This window comes from Lewinella sp. (assembly GCF_050633125.1).
Classification (GTDB): Bacteria; Bacteroidota; Bacteroidia; order Chitinophagales; family Saprospiraceae; genus Lewinella.
Genome location: NZ_JBOEFX010000081.1, coordinates 1 through 15,780, shown reverse-complemented (window position 1 = coordinate 15,780; position 15,780 = coordinate 1). Strand labels below are relative to the sequence as shown.

At 38.6% G+C, this 15,780-nt stretch carries 15 protein-coding genes; 2 read left to right on the top strand and 13 right to left on the bottom strand.

What is annotated here, in order from left to right; all coding sequences use genetic code 11:
- Positions 1-134 precede the first annotated feature (134 nt).
- From ACRBG0_RS17780 to ACRBG0_RS17720, 13 genes are all read right to left on the bottom strand, one after another.
- Positions 135-1,100 (bottom strand): XdhC family protein, encoded by a 966-nt coding sequence (locus ACRBG0_RS17780; protein ID WP_431488209.1) that lies wholly within the window; start codon positions 1,098-1,100, stop codon positions 135-137.
- Entirely contained in the window at positions 1,097-1,579 is a 483-nt protein-coding gene (locus ACRBG0_RS17775; RefSeq protein WP_431488208.1) for a hypothetical protein, read from the bottom strand. Before ACRBG0_RS17775 ends, ACRBG0_RS17780 begins: the two co-directional genes overlap by 4 nt.
- A complete protein-coding gene (locus ACRBG0_RS17770) occupies positions 1,576-3,834 on the bottom strand; it encodes a xanthine dehydrogenase molybdopterin binding subunit (protein ID WP_431488275.1) in 2,259 nt (752 codons plus the stop codon). Before ACRBG0_RS17770 ends, ACRBG0_RS17775 begins: the two co-directional genes overlap by 4 nt.
- Positions 3,835-3,839: 5 nt before the next feature.
- Complete coding sequence (locus tag ACRBG0_RS17765; protein ID WP_431488207.1) at positions 3,840-5,279, bottom strand: FAD binding domain-containing protein; 1,440 nt, start codon at positions 5,277-5,279, stop codon at positions 3,840-3,842.
- A gap of 2 nt (positions 5,280-5,281) precedes the next feature.
- Positions 5,282-6,115: a 3'(2'),5'-bisphosphate nucleotidase CysQ family protein gene (locus ACRBG0_RS17760; protein WP_431488206.1), complete on the bottom strand. Its 834-nt coding sequence runs from the start codon at positions 6,113-6,115 to the stop codon at positions 5,282-5,284.
- Between the two features lie 2 nt (positions 6,116-6,117).
- Entirely contained in the window at positions 6,118-7,065 is a 948-nt protein-coding gene (locus tag ACRBG0_RS17755; RefSeq protein ID WP_431488205.1) for a phosphotransferase, read from the bottom strand.
- Between the two features lie 398 nt (positions 7,066-7,463).
- The gene (locus tag ACRBG0_RS17750) at positions 7,464-7,835 is read right to left on the bottom strand and encodes a cupin domain-containing protein (protein WP_431488204.1); all 372 of its coding nucleotides are present in this window, start codon (positions 7,833-7,835) and stop codon (positions 7,464-7,466) included.
- Positions 7,836-8,086: 251 nt separating this feature from the next.
- Positions 8,087-9,580 carry a S41 family peptidase gene (locus ACRBG0_RS17745; protein WP_431488203.1) on the bottom strand — a complete coding sequence of 498 codons (1,494 nt, stop codon included), beginning with the start codon at positions 9,578-9,580 and terminating at the stop codon, positions 8,087-8,089.
- 502 nt (positions 9,581-10,082) lie between these two features.
- Positions 10,083-10,700: a hypothetical protein gene (locus tag ACRBG0_RS17740; RefSeq protein WP_431488202.1), complete on the bottom strand. Its 618-nt coding sequence runs from the start codon at positions 10,698-10,700 to the stop codon at positions 10,083-10,085.
- A gap of 267 nt (positions 10,701-10,967) precedes the next feature.
- Positions 10,968-11,582, bottom strand: coding sequence for an SMI1/KNR4 family protein (locus ACRBG0_RS17735; RefSeq protein ID WP_431488201.1), 615 nt, complete (start codon positions 11,580-11,582; stop codon positions 10,968-10,970).
- 143 nt (positions 11,583-11,725) lie between these two features.
- Positions 11,726-12,208 carry a hypothetical protein gene (locus ACRBG0_RS17730; protein WP_431488200.1) on the bottom strand — a complete coding sequence of 161 codons (483 nt, stop codon included), beginning with the start codon at positions 12,206-12,208 and terminating at the stop codon, positions 11,726-11,728.
- An 11-nt stretch (positions 12,209-12,219) separates the two neighbouring features.
- A complete protein-coding gene (locus ACRBG0_RS17725; RefSeq protein ID WP_431488199.1) occupies positions 12,220-12,795 on the bottom strand; it encodes a hypothetical protein in 576 nt (191 codons plus the stop codon).
- Between the two features lie 224 nt (positions 12,796-13,019).
- The gene (locus ACRBG0_RS17720) at positions 13,020-13,931 is read right to left on the bottom strand and encodes a DUF2199 domain-containing protein (protein ID WP_431488198.1); all 912 of its coding nucleotides are present in this window, start codon (positions 13,929-13,931) and stop codon (positions 13,020-13,022) included.
- Positions 13,932-14,632: 701 nt separating this feature from the next.
- Here ACRBG0_RS17720 and ltrA point away from each other — a divergent pair.
- Both ltrA and ACRBG0_RS17710 read left to right on the top strand, forming a co-directional pair.
- The gene (gene ltrA / locus ACRBG0_RS17715) at positions 14,633-15,622 is read left to right on the top strand and encodes a group II intron reverse transcriptase/maturase (RefSeq protein WP_431488197.1); all 990 of its coding nucleotides are present in this window, start codon (positions 14,633-14,635) and stop codon (positions 15,620-15,622) included.
- The coding region (locus tag ACRBG0_RS17710; protein ID WP_431488274.1) for a DUF4187 domain-containing protein at positions 15,600-15,780 on the top strand (181 nt) is incomplete at its 3' end. The genes ltrA and ACRBG0_RS17710, both read left to right, overlap by 23 nt.

Genomic DNA, 15,780 nt, shown 5'->3' with positions numbered 1-15,780 from the left:
ATTTCAAAGTTTAAAAAATCTCGAGTTAAGATTAGAAAAAAAATAAATACATAAAGCCTTATCCAAGAGTGCCTCCAAAACAAGCCCTTGGAAAAACTGCGCAAATATAGTGCTTTTGTTGTATTTACAGCTTTTTAGGTAGAAGTATTTGTAAAGTGCTTGTTTTTAACCTGAATAGCCTGCGCAGCTATACTCACCGCTATTTCTTCGGGTGTTTCACTTTTTATAGACAAACCAATAGGAGCGTAAATCACTTTTAGTTCTGCTTGCGTAAAACCTTCATTTAGCAAGGTTTTCCACATCATTTTCAACTTTGATTTGCTACCTAAGACGCCAATAAACTTGTAATTGTTCTTGATTAACTTACTCAGAACCAATTTGTCATCCGTGTATTTATTGGTCATAATTGCTACATAGCTATGGTTTCCCTGAGGCACATAGTCATGTATGTTGTTATAATCAACCACTAATTTTTGATGTGCAAAATTGTTGTTCTCTAAGGTGTTTAAGTGCGGCCTGTTGTCCAAGATAATGACGTGAAATCCCAGTTTTACAAACAGTTCAGAAACAGCAACACCAACATGGCCACCACCAATGATGTACAAGGTCTCTCTAAAACCGATATGTTCTTCAAAGAACCAATCTTCGCTTGAATTGATTTGATAGTCAAATAGATTTGCTAAATGTTTAACTGAAAAAGAGACAGTCCCCGGTGTCAGACTTAAGGTTCCTTTTTCGCCATTTTGTAAGCAATTCAGCACGTTTTTAACGACAGAGATGTGCTGGAACGTTAAGCAATGAAAAGCTACTGTTTGCTCACCAGAACAAATCATCCCTGAGCCATTTTTTACCCCTCCTCTATGGATTTGCTTTTTTATAAATGTGGGCGAATTTTCTTCTAATAATAATTGCTGGGCTTCTTCTACTAAAGAAAATTCCATAACACCGCCACCAACAGAACCAAAGATGAATTTGTCTTGAGCTACGAGCATCTTGAAACCTTTTCTTCCCGGAGAACTCCCGAAGTTTTCAATAACGGTTAAGACATATACTTTTTGATTGTCTTGAAGCTTATCTAATAGTTTTTGCCAAAAAATCATTGGAAAATAGTTTCGCTTAATGCGTAATAAATAGCCATTAACGCTGAGAATATAGCACTTGCCATAAACCTCCAGTCCAATTTCACCTTGTTCTGAATCAGGTAATTCGCAATAAACGAGATCGGAATATTTGCTAAAAATGACCAAAACGCAATTAACAGCAGGTTACTATTGATGTGCTGGTAATTGCCAGAAAATAGTTTTATGAACGCTAAATGCCGGAAAATCCATAAGGGATTAAAGTACGCAATTGCCAATCCTGTTTTGGCTAATGTCTTTTTTATTCCGCTATAGGAAATGGTTTTTTTATCTATCCATGAGAAATAATTAGGAATTTCAAAGCTATAGATGGTTGCTCCAATGAGTACCATTCCGAGTAATCGATAGATAGAGAATTCGGTTAATAACAGCGCAGCAATGGTATCTCCAATACTATAAATAACAGCGCCTCTAATGATATTTTGCTTGGTGTATTTCAACTTAGAGGTTCATACAATCCCATCAGCACTTTCTCTGGTGTAAAAGGCGAATGAAATTTTAATTTATAATTTGGATTAAACGCCTTCACTGCTTGCTGAATCGCAAAGTAAGCTCCAATACCATACATTAAAGGAGGCTCACCGACAGCTTTAGATTTTTGGATAGCCATATCGTTTCCTTCTGTTTCCAGGGGAATGGTTTCTACTGTTTTTGGTGCAGAAAAAATATCTGGCACCTTATATGTAGATAAGGCATTTGATAATAATCGCCCATCTTCACCATATGCAATTTCCTCCATGGTCATCCAGCCAATTCCTTGCGCCAAGGCACCTTCAACTTGCCCTAAGTCGATTCCTAGATTCATAGATTTCCCAAAATCATGTACGATTTTCACTGCATCAATTTCATAGGTGCCTCGCAAACAGTCGACGGTTACAGCTGTAATGGCTGTTCCATACACATGATAGGCAAAAGGGTGTCCTTTTTCTTTCGTTTTATCAAAATGAATTTTAGGCGTGGCGTAATGTGCATTTTCAGATAATGCAACTCGGTGAATCATTGCTTGATTGATTACGTCTTCCCAGGCAAGGGAAGATTTCTCTCCATCAACAAAAACAAAATCCTCTTGAAAGGAAATGGTTTTTTCCTCGACTGAAAGTGTTTTAGCTGCTACTTTTATTAATCTTTCCAGTAAAGAATTGCAGGCCATTTCCACGGCTTTTCCATTCAGATCTGCCGTAGAACTGGCAGCAGAAGGAGAGGTGTTCGCTACACGCGTCGTATTGGTCGTTTCCAGTTTTATTTTTGCAGGTGAAATCCCCAGTACCGATTGTGCTACTTGTAGCATTTTTGTGTTTACACTTTGTCCCATTTCCACCGCACCAGTAGAAACGCCCACACTGCCATCCTGGTAAATATGAATAAGTGCGCGGGCATGATTCATTTGGGTATTGGTAAATGAAATTCCGAAGGTGACGGGCATTAGTGAAATGCCCTTTTTGTGGCGCTTGTTTTCTTTATTAAAAGCAGTTGCTTCTTGTTCCAAACGCGCTAAATCAAATTTTTCTTTAGCACTAAACCAGGTCTTTTCAGCTTCTACTTGTGTAGCAATTTGGCCATAAGAAAACTCATCATTTTCGGCCAGCAGATTTGCTTCTTGGATGTGCCTTTTGTTGAGCCCTATTTTATCAGCGGCATCGGCAATGGCGCTTTCGATGACAAACATACCCTGGGGGCCACCAAAGCCACGAAAAGCAGTGTTTGGAGGCAAATTAGTTTTACAACTAAAGACGGTGGTACTTACATTGGGAATAAAATAACTGTTCGTTGCGTGAAATAAGGTTCGCTCTGCAATAGCTGGAGATAAATCGGCAGCAGCACCAGAATTTTGTAAGAACTCCGCTTCAAAAGCTTTGATCTTCAAATCTTTGGTCAATCCTATTTTATAGAAAGAAGTATAGGGGTGCCGTTTACCCGTCATCCGCATATCATCATGACGATTCAATATGTATTTCACTGGACGATTCAGGTGTTGTACAGCCACAGCGGTCATCACTGCCCATGGGGTTGCCTGGTCTTCTTTACCACCAAAACCACCCCCTAGCCGAATTACATCCACTTCGATTTTATGCATGGGTATCCCCAATACTTTAGCCGCTGTTTTTTGAACAATAGTTGGCCCTTGGGTAGAGGAGATTAGTTTTATCGTGCCATTTTCTTGTGGAATAGCATAACATCCTTGCGTCTCCAGGTACAAATGTTCTTGCCCGTTAGAGAATGTTTCCCCTTCAAAAACATAATCGCAAGCTAAAAATGCGTTGGTCGTATCACCGAGTTCAAAAGAACGGGGGGCATTGATAAAACTCCCTTTTTCTTTGGCTTCTTTGGCGGTGGTAATGACAGGCAACTCTTCGAGTTCTATGGAAATCAAGGCTTTTGCTTTTTTAGCAATGGCTTCCGTTTCTGCCACGATAAAAGCAATGGGCTGTCCCCAGAAATGCACTTCGTTTTCTGCCCATAGCGGTTCATCCGGAATAATGCCGCCAATTTGATTCTCTCCTAAAATATCCTTGTAGGTAAATATTCTGACCACACCTTCCAGTGTTTCCGCTTTTGAATAATCTACCGATTTGATTTTTCCGTGCGCTTTTGGCGAATCAAAACACAATCCGATCAATGCATCTTGTCGTAAGATTAAATCATCCACAAACAACGATTCGCCTCGGACATGGGTAAAACTATCAATGTTTTTCATCGTCTTCATGAGGCCATTAGTTTATCGAACTCCATTTGAGTTGGGAATAATTCAAGGAAGTGGGCGAAGAATAATTGCCTTGCCAGCAAGCGTTTGTAGGCCGAAGTTCCTCTTACATCACTGATTGGAGAAATTTCTGATTGCAAGACTTCAGCGGCATCGCTTACCGTTTTCGAATTCATTGCTTTCCCTAACAGGTACTCGTTTGTCTTGAATAAATACTTGGGAATTGCGGCAACGCCACCTACCGAAAAATGCGCTTGCGTAATGATACCATTCGAAACTTCAATCCTTCCTGCTGAATTCACACTGGCAATATCCAGATGAGTGCGTTTGCTTACTTTTTCGAAATTGAAAAACTCATTCGCTGTTGGAATGTCAAAAGAAATATTCTTTAAAATCTCATGCTTTTGTAAATCGTAAACTTTGTAGTCTCGGTGAAACGACTGGAATGGGATTTGCCTTTCCTTTCCGTCTTCGTTCATAATCGTCAAGGTAGCATTTAGTGCTAAAAAAAAAATAGACATATCACCAATAGGGGAGGCATTTACAAAGTTTCCGCCAAGAGTCCCCATGTTTCTGATGGGTTCAGAAGAAACAAGTTTGAAAAATTGCTTTAGTCTCGGAAACAGACTTTGTAGCTGCTTGTTTTCTGCTATTTCTGTAGCCGTTGTGTTGGCTCCCAGTGTGCAAATGCCGTCTGAGAATGAAATACCTTTCAGGGCTGGTTCGTCAACTAATAAATGTACATCTTGTGCTGCCATTTTATCTGCATGATGAACATATAAGTCGGTTCCATTAGCAACTTTTGTAGTTTTTGAAAACTGCTCCACGCTCGCTGTGGGAAGAGAAGTCAAAGCACTCGAAGTACTATATTGTAATGCCTTTAGTTTTTGCGGAATGTATTCGAAATAATCAGGAATAAAACCTTCTTTTATCAACCACGCTATGCTGTGAAGCTCCTCTTCCTGGTGTAGCTTTTGCTCAATTGCTAAACCTGCTTTTTCAATAGATTTATAACCTGTACATCTACAGATATTCCCGCTAATAGCGTCGTTGCAACGTCTTGATTTATTATTTGCTAAAGCAAAACCCGTTATAGAAAGGACAAATCCTGGTGTACAAAACCCACATTGAGTCGCATAATTGTCGGTCATCGCCTTTTGAACGGCATTCAAGGCTGTAGGTAAATTAATACCTTCTATAGTGACAATATGCTTTCCATTGGCATTTCCTAAAGGGGAAAGACAAGACGTAATACTCTGGTAATTTACGTCGTCTCCATTCAAGGTTCCAACCAAAACGGTACAAGCACCGCAATCACCTTCGCGACAGCCTATTTTTGTGCCTTTCAATTGTTGATGCTCTCGAATAAAATCGAGTAATGTAAGCCCCGAGTTGGTAGATGTTTTGACAACCTTATTGTTAAGTATAAATTGTATCATGACTAATCTTGTGTATCGATCAAGTTAGAATAAAAGACGCCTTCGTGATTCATAAAAGTGTCCTCTTTTCTGTTCAAATCCAATCTTCCTCCAGCAAAATTTGTTGCGACTAAGCCCAATTCCTGATAAATACAGGCGGTAGCAGCATAGTCCCAGATGCTCCCACCTCCGGTTTCCTTTTTCGGAAATTTCAACATGCAAGCAGGGCCATTTTCCAGTACAATAATACCATTTAATACAGATCCAGCTCCAGCAATCTCTTTTACATCATTCAAACCCAGCTGTGCTACATATTTATTTAGCAGCCTTTCTATTTCGGCTGCACGAGGCGTATCCTTCAGTTTTCGATCAGTCACATAGGTCAAATGGTTGTTTCTATGCTTGATTTTCCAAGGCTTATGATTCTTAAAGGCCCCATATCCTTTAATCGCATGGTACAAGGTATCTGTACTGGGATCAAAAACGACTCCTATATATGGTGTCCCATCTTTTGCGATTAAAGCAATCGATACAGAAAAGCCCGATTGTTTATTGATAAAAGCAAGCGTTCCGTCCATTGGGTCAATGCACCAGAAGAAGTCTTTTTTGAATCGACGACCATCATCTTCGGTCTCTTCCGATAAAAGCGCTAAGGCAAACGCGTCACAAGTAGGAAGTAAATGAGAAAGAATGGCTGATTCACAGGCTTTGTCTACCGCTGTCACGACTTGTGAGGCATAGCTTGTCCCTCCCTTCTTTTTCTCCACCGAAACATCTTCATTCATATGCTTCTGAATGATTTTCCCTGCGGCAAGGGCAGCTTTGATGGCTATATTGCTAAGCTGTGAAAGATCCATTTCTATAAACTATTAATCACTTCTGCCGTGACACGCTCACTGTAACTATTAATCTTCCAGTGACCAGGGCTCCATCCTTTTAGGAAGCGATGAAAGTCGGCCCAAGCTACTCGGTATAAAGAACGCCATTCCTTTTCCAACGCTTCATTTCGTTCCTTCATTGCGTTTTGCAAAGGCCCAAAATAGGTGTCCAGGATTTGTGCTTCCAAACGTTCACACTCCCTTTCGTTCAGGCAACTGCCTATGAAATACGCCACATCTTTCATTCCACACCCGCCGCCTACATATTGAAAATCCACACCAGCAACGGGGCCATCTTCAGCAAAGCAAAAGTTGGCCAGCTTGGCATCGCCATGAACAAATGTTTTGTACGTACAAGTATTCAGTTTTTTATCAATGACAGCAGCAGCCTCTTTCAATTTTTGATCCTCCAATACGGCTAATTCATGAGGCCTGGTCTCCAAGTGCCAATAGGTGCCTACCTCCCAGAGTCCATTGGGAGTTTCCCCCAAGTAACTTGCGTGAAATTGTGCCAACCATGTCAAACAGGCTGCTATTTCTTCCCACCTGACCGTTCTCTTGCGTAAGGGGTAGCCCGCTCCATTCAAATCTTCCAGCACCATCAGTACCTCGTCATCTTGCGTCTCAAGGGCTAAACATTGCGGCAAGCGGGCAACACTATTTTTGCTGTAGGTGTTATACCACGCAGCTTCAACCTCGTAGGATTTCACCTTTCGCTGATGACCAATATCCGTGTTCCATCCGCGCGGGTGATTTTTATGCAGGGGCAACTGAACGTGCTTTACTACAACACTTTCGACAGGAGCATTCTTTAATCCGACCCGGATGATTTTCCCGTAGCCACTCCACAATTCCTGGATCATCTCCTTTTCAAATAAAGAAGAAGCCCCTGTTTTCTGCAAAATGATCGATCTGAAATATTCATTCATAGGAGCGTTATTAGCTAGGGTAGGGTAGAAGGCTGGAAGAATTCTATTTGAAAGTGCGGAAGCTGGCTAATGTTTTTTAGCGATAACGAGTAGAGGGGTTTAGGCTGAAGTACAACCTGAACCCCTCTATGACTCGGAATATATCGTCTGCCAATCCAATATTTATGAATCCAGACTTGATAGGCACCGATTTAGCTTAATTTCCAGCCAGTTCAGAACGCTTCTTATAACTGTAGGTGAAATCATTAGGAGCTCCTCCTCCAACCACAGTGCCTATAATAGCAAATTCACCAGTTCCGCGTATTTCGGCAATGACAGGATATCTGTTGATTTTTTCGTAGACGATTACAAATCGTAAAAATCTTCTTAAAGGAAGCTAACAGATGTTTTCCTGATGATTATTTGTCACCAAAATAAGATACCTCACCTCCGCTTAAGAAATCTTCTCTAACAGGGCTAAAGGTGTCAATTAGCATCCCTTCTTCCAAGCAAACTGCACTATGCAATAAATTAGGCTCGATATACACCCCATCTCCTGCTTCTACAATTTTCTTTTCTCCATCAATTTCAAATTCAAATTTACCTGAAATGCAATAGGTGGCTTGCGTGTGAAAATGTTGATGTGGAGAACCTAGAGCTCCTTTCTCAAATTTTACTTTCACCATCATGATTTGGTTGTCGTAACCCAAGAATTTTCTTGATACTCCACCACCAAGCTCTTCCCATTCCATATCTTTTGAGATGATGTACTTTTTGCTAAATCGTTGCATGTCTTTAATATGTTTTGTTCTATGGTTTGTGAAAAACCTGGGTAAGGTAATTCATTTCTAACTATTTCTATAGCATGTTAAGGTTCTTTTCTCGACGAGAACATCAAACCAGGATTACCCACGATAGTACTGCTTAGAGAATGCGGATACTAGTGATTATTGGCGGATAAAATGAACTTGCAGCACATTGAGGCTAAAACAAGATGGAAGGGGCTTGGTTAATGATATCGAGGTATTTTAGGCGTTAGTTATCAGTTTTTTATTATTTCAATTAACTTTTCCAATTGAGAATCACCTTTTCTCAACACTTGATTCTCATCTCTCTCAATAATAATATCCGGAACTGTTCCATTTCCATCAAGTGTCTTTCCATTTCTTTGAAAAGAAAGCATAGTTGACAACTTTACTCGAATATTAGAGTTTTTAAGATAAAATTTCTGTGACCTACCGCTTGAGCCATTCGTCGTTACGCCAACTATTTTTACATTTTCTAAACCTTTAAGTGCCGAAGTAAAGACAGAAGCCGCACTGAAACATTCTTCATTAACCAAAATATAAATAGGATAATTTATTGGTTTTTTACTGTGAAGAACCATATAATATGGTTCACTAAATTTATTCACGTCAACTTTATATTCTGTTTCGTAATTCTCATTAAAACTATCTATTGCTTTTCTATCCTTGTCGGATAACATTTCTGAATTGTAGTTGTAAAGAAATCTTGATTGCATAGAAGAAATATCTTCATCTAAGAATTGGTCGCTTCGCACATAAGCCACATTTGCAATCCAAGGCGATTGTTCAGGTTGTACAAAATATCCTGATAGTGTATTAAGTATTTCTCTTGTTCCGCCACCATTTCCACGAATGTCAATTATCATTGCTTTTGAATCTTTGTACTTTTCAATTGTAGATGACAAGTAGGGTTCTAAATTCGGGGTTTCTTCATAACTCAACATTGAAGGGATAGCTATATATGCAATAGAATCTATCAGCCATTTGTCTAACTTTGATAATTCAAAATTTTCATCACGCCCAAAGTCTCTATAGTCTCGATTAAAATTTGTAGAGCCAATATCGAAATACCAATTTCTCCTATTGCTCATAGGTAGCAGCAATTTTTTATCGGTTTTGCCATTCGTCAAAGTTATTTCGATTTCTTTCAAAGTTATTTTGCCTTGTTTAAAATAAAGCTCTCCAATATCCCTTAAGTCTTTTAATTCATCTGATTGTTTCGCATTTTTTGGCGAAAGTTTTCTTGTGTAAGCATTTTTATTTAAAAAGTCTTTGATGTCAATCCCGTCAACTGCTTTTAAATACGGATATGCTTGGTCAAAATACTCGTACTCTTTGGTTGTTCTATTAAAATTAAGTGCAACAATATTGTCGCCCAGGGACGATACCGCAAAAGGCAAATACAAATTCAACAGCTCGTAATCATCTTCTTCAAAATTTTCCATTCTGATACTAGCGTGTCTATCAATTATATTTGAGATGATTTTTTCTAACTCAAATGCTAAAAAATATACTGGGATTGAGTCTTCTTGATTTATTTTTCTTTCGACTTCATTATAGCTTTTTTCAAAATCAAAATTTGATACTTGATAATATGAAGATTGATTCTGCAATAAAGTCTTAAATTCCTTTAAATCTTCTAGAGCTTTTTCTTTTGTCAAATATTGACTATATCCCGAAGTTGAAATAAGTAATAGGGTCAGGACGATTAAGATTTTTCTTTTTATCATAGTTTGGTCTTAAATTGTACAGTAACTCAAGCTAGAACGACGTGCGACCGTAGGGAGCATGGACGTAGCAGCAAAGTTCATGGTCATTAAGCTAAGTCTTTTCCAATATAAAGATTATTCTGATCATTATAAATGACTCAGCAACTACTCCACGATTTAAAATCGCTTCGTCGATTCAATTGTTTATCACCAAGTAAGCGGCAACAGTACCTGTATCATCCTGATCGAGACTTCACACAGCGAAGCGCCCCTTGAGCTTCCGCCGCACAGTCAGTACTCATGACTAATATGATGAACCGAAAGCGATTTCACTACCGCAGAATCCAGCAACTTTATACCAAGCGGTGGGGAGTAGAAACTAGCTTTGTTTGGCAGAAATAGATTGAGAAGTATCATCAGTCCAATGCCTCCGAGTATTACTAGTATTCTTGATAATTTCATGCTTTAGGTTGACTATAAGGTAATAATAAGAATACTTTGCAATTCCGATTTCTCAAAATGACTATTCTTCACTTTGATTTTTTGAATTCAGTTCTTCACTCATTCTCAGCCAATACTCTTGATTTTCATATTCTCGACTATATCCCATAAAGTCATCTATTAACACATCTCCAAGCGTTGATTTCCTGTAAATCACATACGTATTCTGCCCTCCTGACTTTATCACATCTTCCTCTTTTTCCATCATAAGGTCACCACTTTTAAAGATCACTTTTCTCTCGAATCCAAGTATAGGGTTAATCGATTGGAACAATGCAATATTCAAAAAAGGTATGACTCCGATTGCCATAACTAGATAAGTAAAACAAGAGCTAAGAGTCTTGAAATTCACCTTGTTTTGATAATTTTTAAAAATACGATTGATTGGATACAGTAACAATGACACAAGGAGTCCAATAGAGAATATTATTCTAAACACTTGAAAATTTATGACTCTAGTATTCCAACCTACCCACAGAATAATACTAAATGTGAGCAGAAATAGCGATAAATATACAAAGGCATCTAATACATGAGCCTGAGTATTAGACAATGTCATTTTATCCTTTGGAATCCATTTAAACATCACACCGAATCCGAGCAAAATGGAAACAAAACCAATTAGAATAATTAGAAGCATAATTAATAATAATTAGAACTAGGTGATTAACGTGGATAAATCATATGCGATGATCTGTAATGTAATCAAAGAATTATAACCGGTCCCGTAGGGCCGTATTTTTCAGTTGCGAGCTTGACGAGCGCTGCTTCACTATACGCTTCAATATTGTACCAGATAGAATAGAAACTCAATGGTTCCGAACTCGGGCTACTGCGCAGTGCGACGTAGGAGCATTGTCGCAGTAGCAAAGGAGCCCGTTGCAAAAAGTTCGCCGCTGCCTTTATTCTAACTTACATATTTTCCCCAGTATGCTATTGACTTATCCAATTCATGGCAGATCACTCCCCATCCCTTGTATTGACAATTCAAGTACCCTTCTTCATCTAATGAAAAAATGCCTCGCTCGTACCCTCTTTTTATTGCTTCAAAAAAAAAATCTAACGAATTAAATAGATAATCTGGCCTATCACCAAAGGTATTTGTACAATAGAGCTTCCCATAGTTGTCAGTCCCCTCATTAAGATCTACCCAGTAGCAATTCCCTGCTCCGTCATGAATAAATGGAAATAATTGATGGCCAAGCTCATATTCAATTTCATAGATGTCCTTGTGATCATCCCAATTCATCTCATTGTAATAGTCAATTGCGTCATTTAGGCTCAGCAAATCATAGATAGGAATTATTCCTGTAAGCCCCGATGGAGTCTTTCCATCTAATTGTATTCCATTTACAGTTCCAAATAATTCGATTAACGCAGCATTAAACTTAAGTCCAATTTTTTCTTCTACTATCCTGATTTCTTTTTCTGTAGCTGGCGGATTGATGATGCTAGGCATATGATAACCCAAGTCTTTTTGCGCGCTGATGATGTAGTTTATGTTCTCCCTAATTGTTCCCATTCACTATTCGATTGTTATTACAAATTAATATACTTCATCAAATACAATGACCAATAAATGGCAAGCTACACAAGCGACGTAAAGGGCTTCCGCAAGGAAGTCCGTTTTACCCTACTCGATTCGGTGCAGAATCTATCTATCTTTTATAGAGGTATTTCTGTAGCTTCAAAAGATTTAGAAACACCAGAAGCTAGAGAAATATTGGTAATAAATAGTGTAACCTTCTTTGGATTGCCTAACCAGTTTTCAGTCACTATGAATTTTCCAGTAACAACCCCGTTTATGCTATACATACTTCCCAGCTTAGTGATGGTTTCTTCACGAAACATGCCACTTTCTCTTAAATCTTGTTCTGCTAACAAAGTTTGTACTTCTGTTCTATCTGAAATATTAAAAAACTCGGCTCGAGTTGAAAGCTTTGCCTTATACTTCTCCCTCAGAATACTGCTCATGTTTTGATACTTACCATTCATGGAATTAAATGGAGCAATAGCGATTGTCTTAATCTGTCTATCAACAAGATCTCTTGCACTATTCTTTGCTAATAAGTCGATTGGCCCATAAGTGAGGTCACAAGCAAGGCAAGTAAAGATTATTAAAGTAGTAAATACTATAACTAAGCGCATATATATATAATTTACATTTGAATTCTAGACCGTATTTTGCCCACGCCATTTATGTAGGCACTCTCCGCATCTATTCCCGCCCCATATATTTTATCCTCCCAAATTCGAGTAGGCTTATCGTCATTGTATGTATAATCAAGAGTGCAATAAAAACCAACAGATATATTACCTAAACTTGAAATGATAGTCGTATCAACGGATTCAAGTGTAAATTCTAGTAGAGAACATTCTGTATCTGAATCTATATCGGAGTCTAATAGCTGAATCCTCTCTTCCTTATTTGTTAGTTTTTGCCTTATGTCTTTTTCAATCAATGCTATTCGTGCGGGAATAGCATCAAAGTTAATTAATATCATAATACACTTTTGCTCACTCCAATTAGCATCGTCTATCAAACTTAGAATATCATTAGAGGGGGTATCTTCTCTACTATGAATTCTCTTCAAATTTTCCTTTTCAACGATTGTAGATAATGGCCCTATAGCCCAGCCTGCTATAGTTGTAAGATTTGCTAGAAAGTCAACAAAAAAGGCTAACGAAGCAAATGCTCCAACTAGTAGCCCTGCTTTGACGAGTTTTCGATCCATATTAGAGATTGAATATCATAATAACAATACTAAATTCCATTATAAATAGACTCAAGTAATTTACTCTAAAATAATTAGAATTGCAATCTATTCCTTTTGTTGTCTTTTGAAGTTCAGAGCTAGCATTTTAACTCCTTTAACTCATTGTCGGCGAACGGTTTGGCTACACGCCGTGCCGACGCAGGAGGCATTGTCGCACTAGCAAAGTTCGGTACAGTCCTTCATTATATCTCAAAACTATCAATTTCAATCTGCCCCGTTTTCTCTTCAAAGACATCTTCAATTAGTTTTGAAGCTATCTCTACTAACTTCTTATGATCTTGCTCTAAGTCAAGTTGATAAGTTGAAACTCCATCAATAACATGGTATGACCAACTGTCAGCTGATTCGAGTTCTTTAATTCTCTCAAAGTGCTCTACACTCAATTCATCATCCAAATCAAAGGCAACATGTACTCCATATCCTTTTCTGTCATCTTTCGTTGCTTCCAAGAAAGAATTTGGTATTATCTGAAATAACACCTCTTTCGGGGATATCAGACTTATGATAAACCGTCCCTGACCATATTTGATCTTGCAATTATTTAGTTCTTCTAATAATCTAATTGTAAAAGGAGTATCAAAATAAATTGGGGCCACGAAGAGTTCCCGGTGATGAAGTCTATTCATTAATTCACCTACTCGTTCCGTAGTTATGGGAGTATTTTGATCATTTTTTATTTCACTTGATTCAACTATCTCTACTAAAGGAAAATCTCTGAATAGATCAAAAACTAGTTCTACTTCTAGGCCTACAGCATCTTCATAGAACATGATCTCACTTTCCAATCGGCCTTGAAGACGAACTTCTTTTTCACTCTCTATGAAAGCAATTTTTGATAAAAACTCTCTCGGACTAACGGAAACCCAAACATGCCAATTAAAAAAAGACTTGGATGGATCATCTTCATGAAAAACCTGCACATATCCTTCTAACGTCGCCAGAGCTTTATCTATCAAATAGAATCCTTCATTCTCCAATACTCTCCTACTCCAGTCTTTTTCTGGAATATCCCGAAGAATAGCAGGTAACGGACTCTTGGCACCATGAAAAACAGGGTGCTTTTTCCCACATATATTACAATGGTATTTTTCCATTAATTCTGTACGAGTGAATTACGTTTTATCAATTGGTATTCCTCCTCTTAGTAAAATTAGATAAATATTCAGTTCATAAGTTAGAGGTATTATTGGAAATCAACTAAGCCTACAATACTTCAATCTTTTATCAAATATTTTGTCTTCACTGGATTTTCAATTGTACCCAACTCCGGCTACCCCGCAGTGCGAGGAACGAGCATTGTCGGGGTAGCAAAGTGTGTGCCTGGCATGTATCGCTATCGAAAGATAGCAAATTATTCTAGAGGGTGTAAGTCCCTTATACGCGAGACGGAGGTCTCGAAGTATTAGTAAGTCGCAAGGGTGTTAAGGGTGACCTTAGATCTGAAGGAAGCGAGACTACAAAAGTCGGTTCTAACGAACAGGAACTTGATACCGAGGCTAGTAGAGTTGGGGTGAGCAAGCACATCTTTGTAAAGCCCTAAGCATGTAAAAAGGCTCCATTAGTAGATCAAGTAGATATCGACGGAAAGAATAAGTACTTACCCAGGGAGATCTCAGAAATAGTTGATATTTCTGAGAAGTCAGCCGAGGTCATAGTACCAAGAGTAACAAGCTAGGGCTGCTAATACCATACCCTAGGGTAGACAACTTGGGAAGGACTGAACATTAAATCACGTCTGGATTCACCATGGAATCACTGATAGCCATGGTCTAAAAGGACAGAAAAAAAAAATGAATTGATAGCAAAAATCCTACAAGGCAAGAACCTATATAAAGCTTACCGACGAGTAGTAAGCAATAAAGGCTCTTGTGGAGTAGACAGAATGCAAGTAACCGACCTGCAAGAATATCTATCAACCCATCAGGGCGACTTGGTGCGAGAAATTCTGGCCGAAAACTACTTGCCCGAGGCTATCAGAGGAGTAGAAATTCCTAAATCTAATGGAAACAAACGCCTCCTAGGAATACCCACTGTAGTAGACAGATGGCTACAACAAGCGGTCAGTCAGCAACTGATGACGAGATTCGAATTAGAATTCTCGGATCACAGTTATGGCTTCCGTCCTAAGAAGAACATGCAACAAGCTCTTATACAATCACTGGCCTATATCAATGATGGATATAGCGATATAGTGGACATAGACTTGAGCAAATTCTTCGATGAAGTAGCACACCACAAAATACTACAGCTCATTTATGAGAAGGTTAAATGTAAAACCACCTTGCGGTTAATCCGTAAGTGGCTGCGCGCACCGATACGCATAAATGGCAAGCTACACAAGCGACGTAAAGGGCTTCCGCAAGGAAGTCCGCTGAGTCCCTTACTATCCAATATCATGTTGGATCAATTGGATAAATACCTAGAAAAGAGAGAGTGTAGATTTATCCGCTATGCAGACGATTTTAGTATCTATACTAAATCAAAATCAGAAGCACAATCTATAGGTAATGAAGTCTATGTTTTCCTTAGAGATAAACTAGAACTACAAATCAATAGAGAGAAAAGCGGCATCAGACGGCCATCAAATTTCACGGTATTAGGCCACACTTTTACTTCTATTTATAAGAAGGGAAGCAAAGGTCAATTTCAGCTGTTAGTAAGTAAACGTAGTTGGGCAGAACTGAAGAGGAAACTTAAGCGAGTAACCAAGAAAACGCTAGGATATAGTTTTAGCCAAAGATTATCAGCCATCAAATTAATCTATCAAGGATGGATTAACAATTAACAATTACCGATTAGCTAGTATTTACTCAAAGCTAAAGAGGGTAGACGAATGGCTGCGTAATCGACTGCGATATTGTATTTGGTGTGATTGGAAAAAGCCCGAGCGAAAACGTAAGCATCTAATTAGACTAGGAGTAGAAAAAGGAATGGCTTATGCGT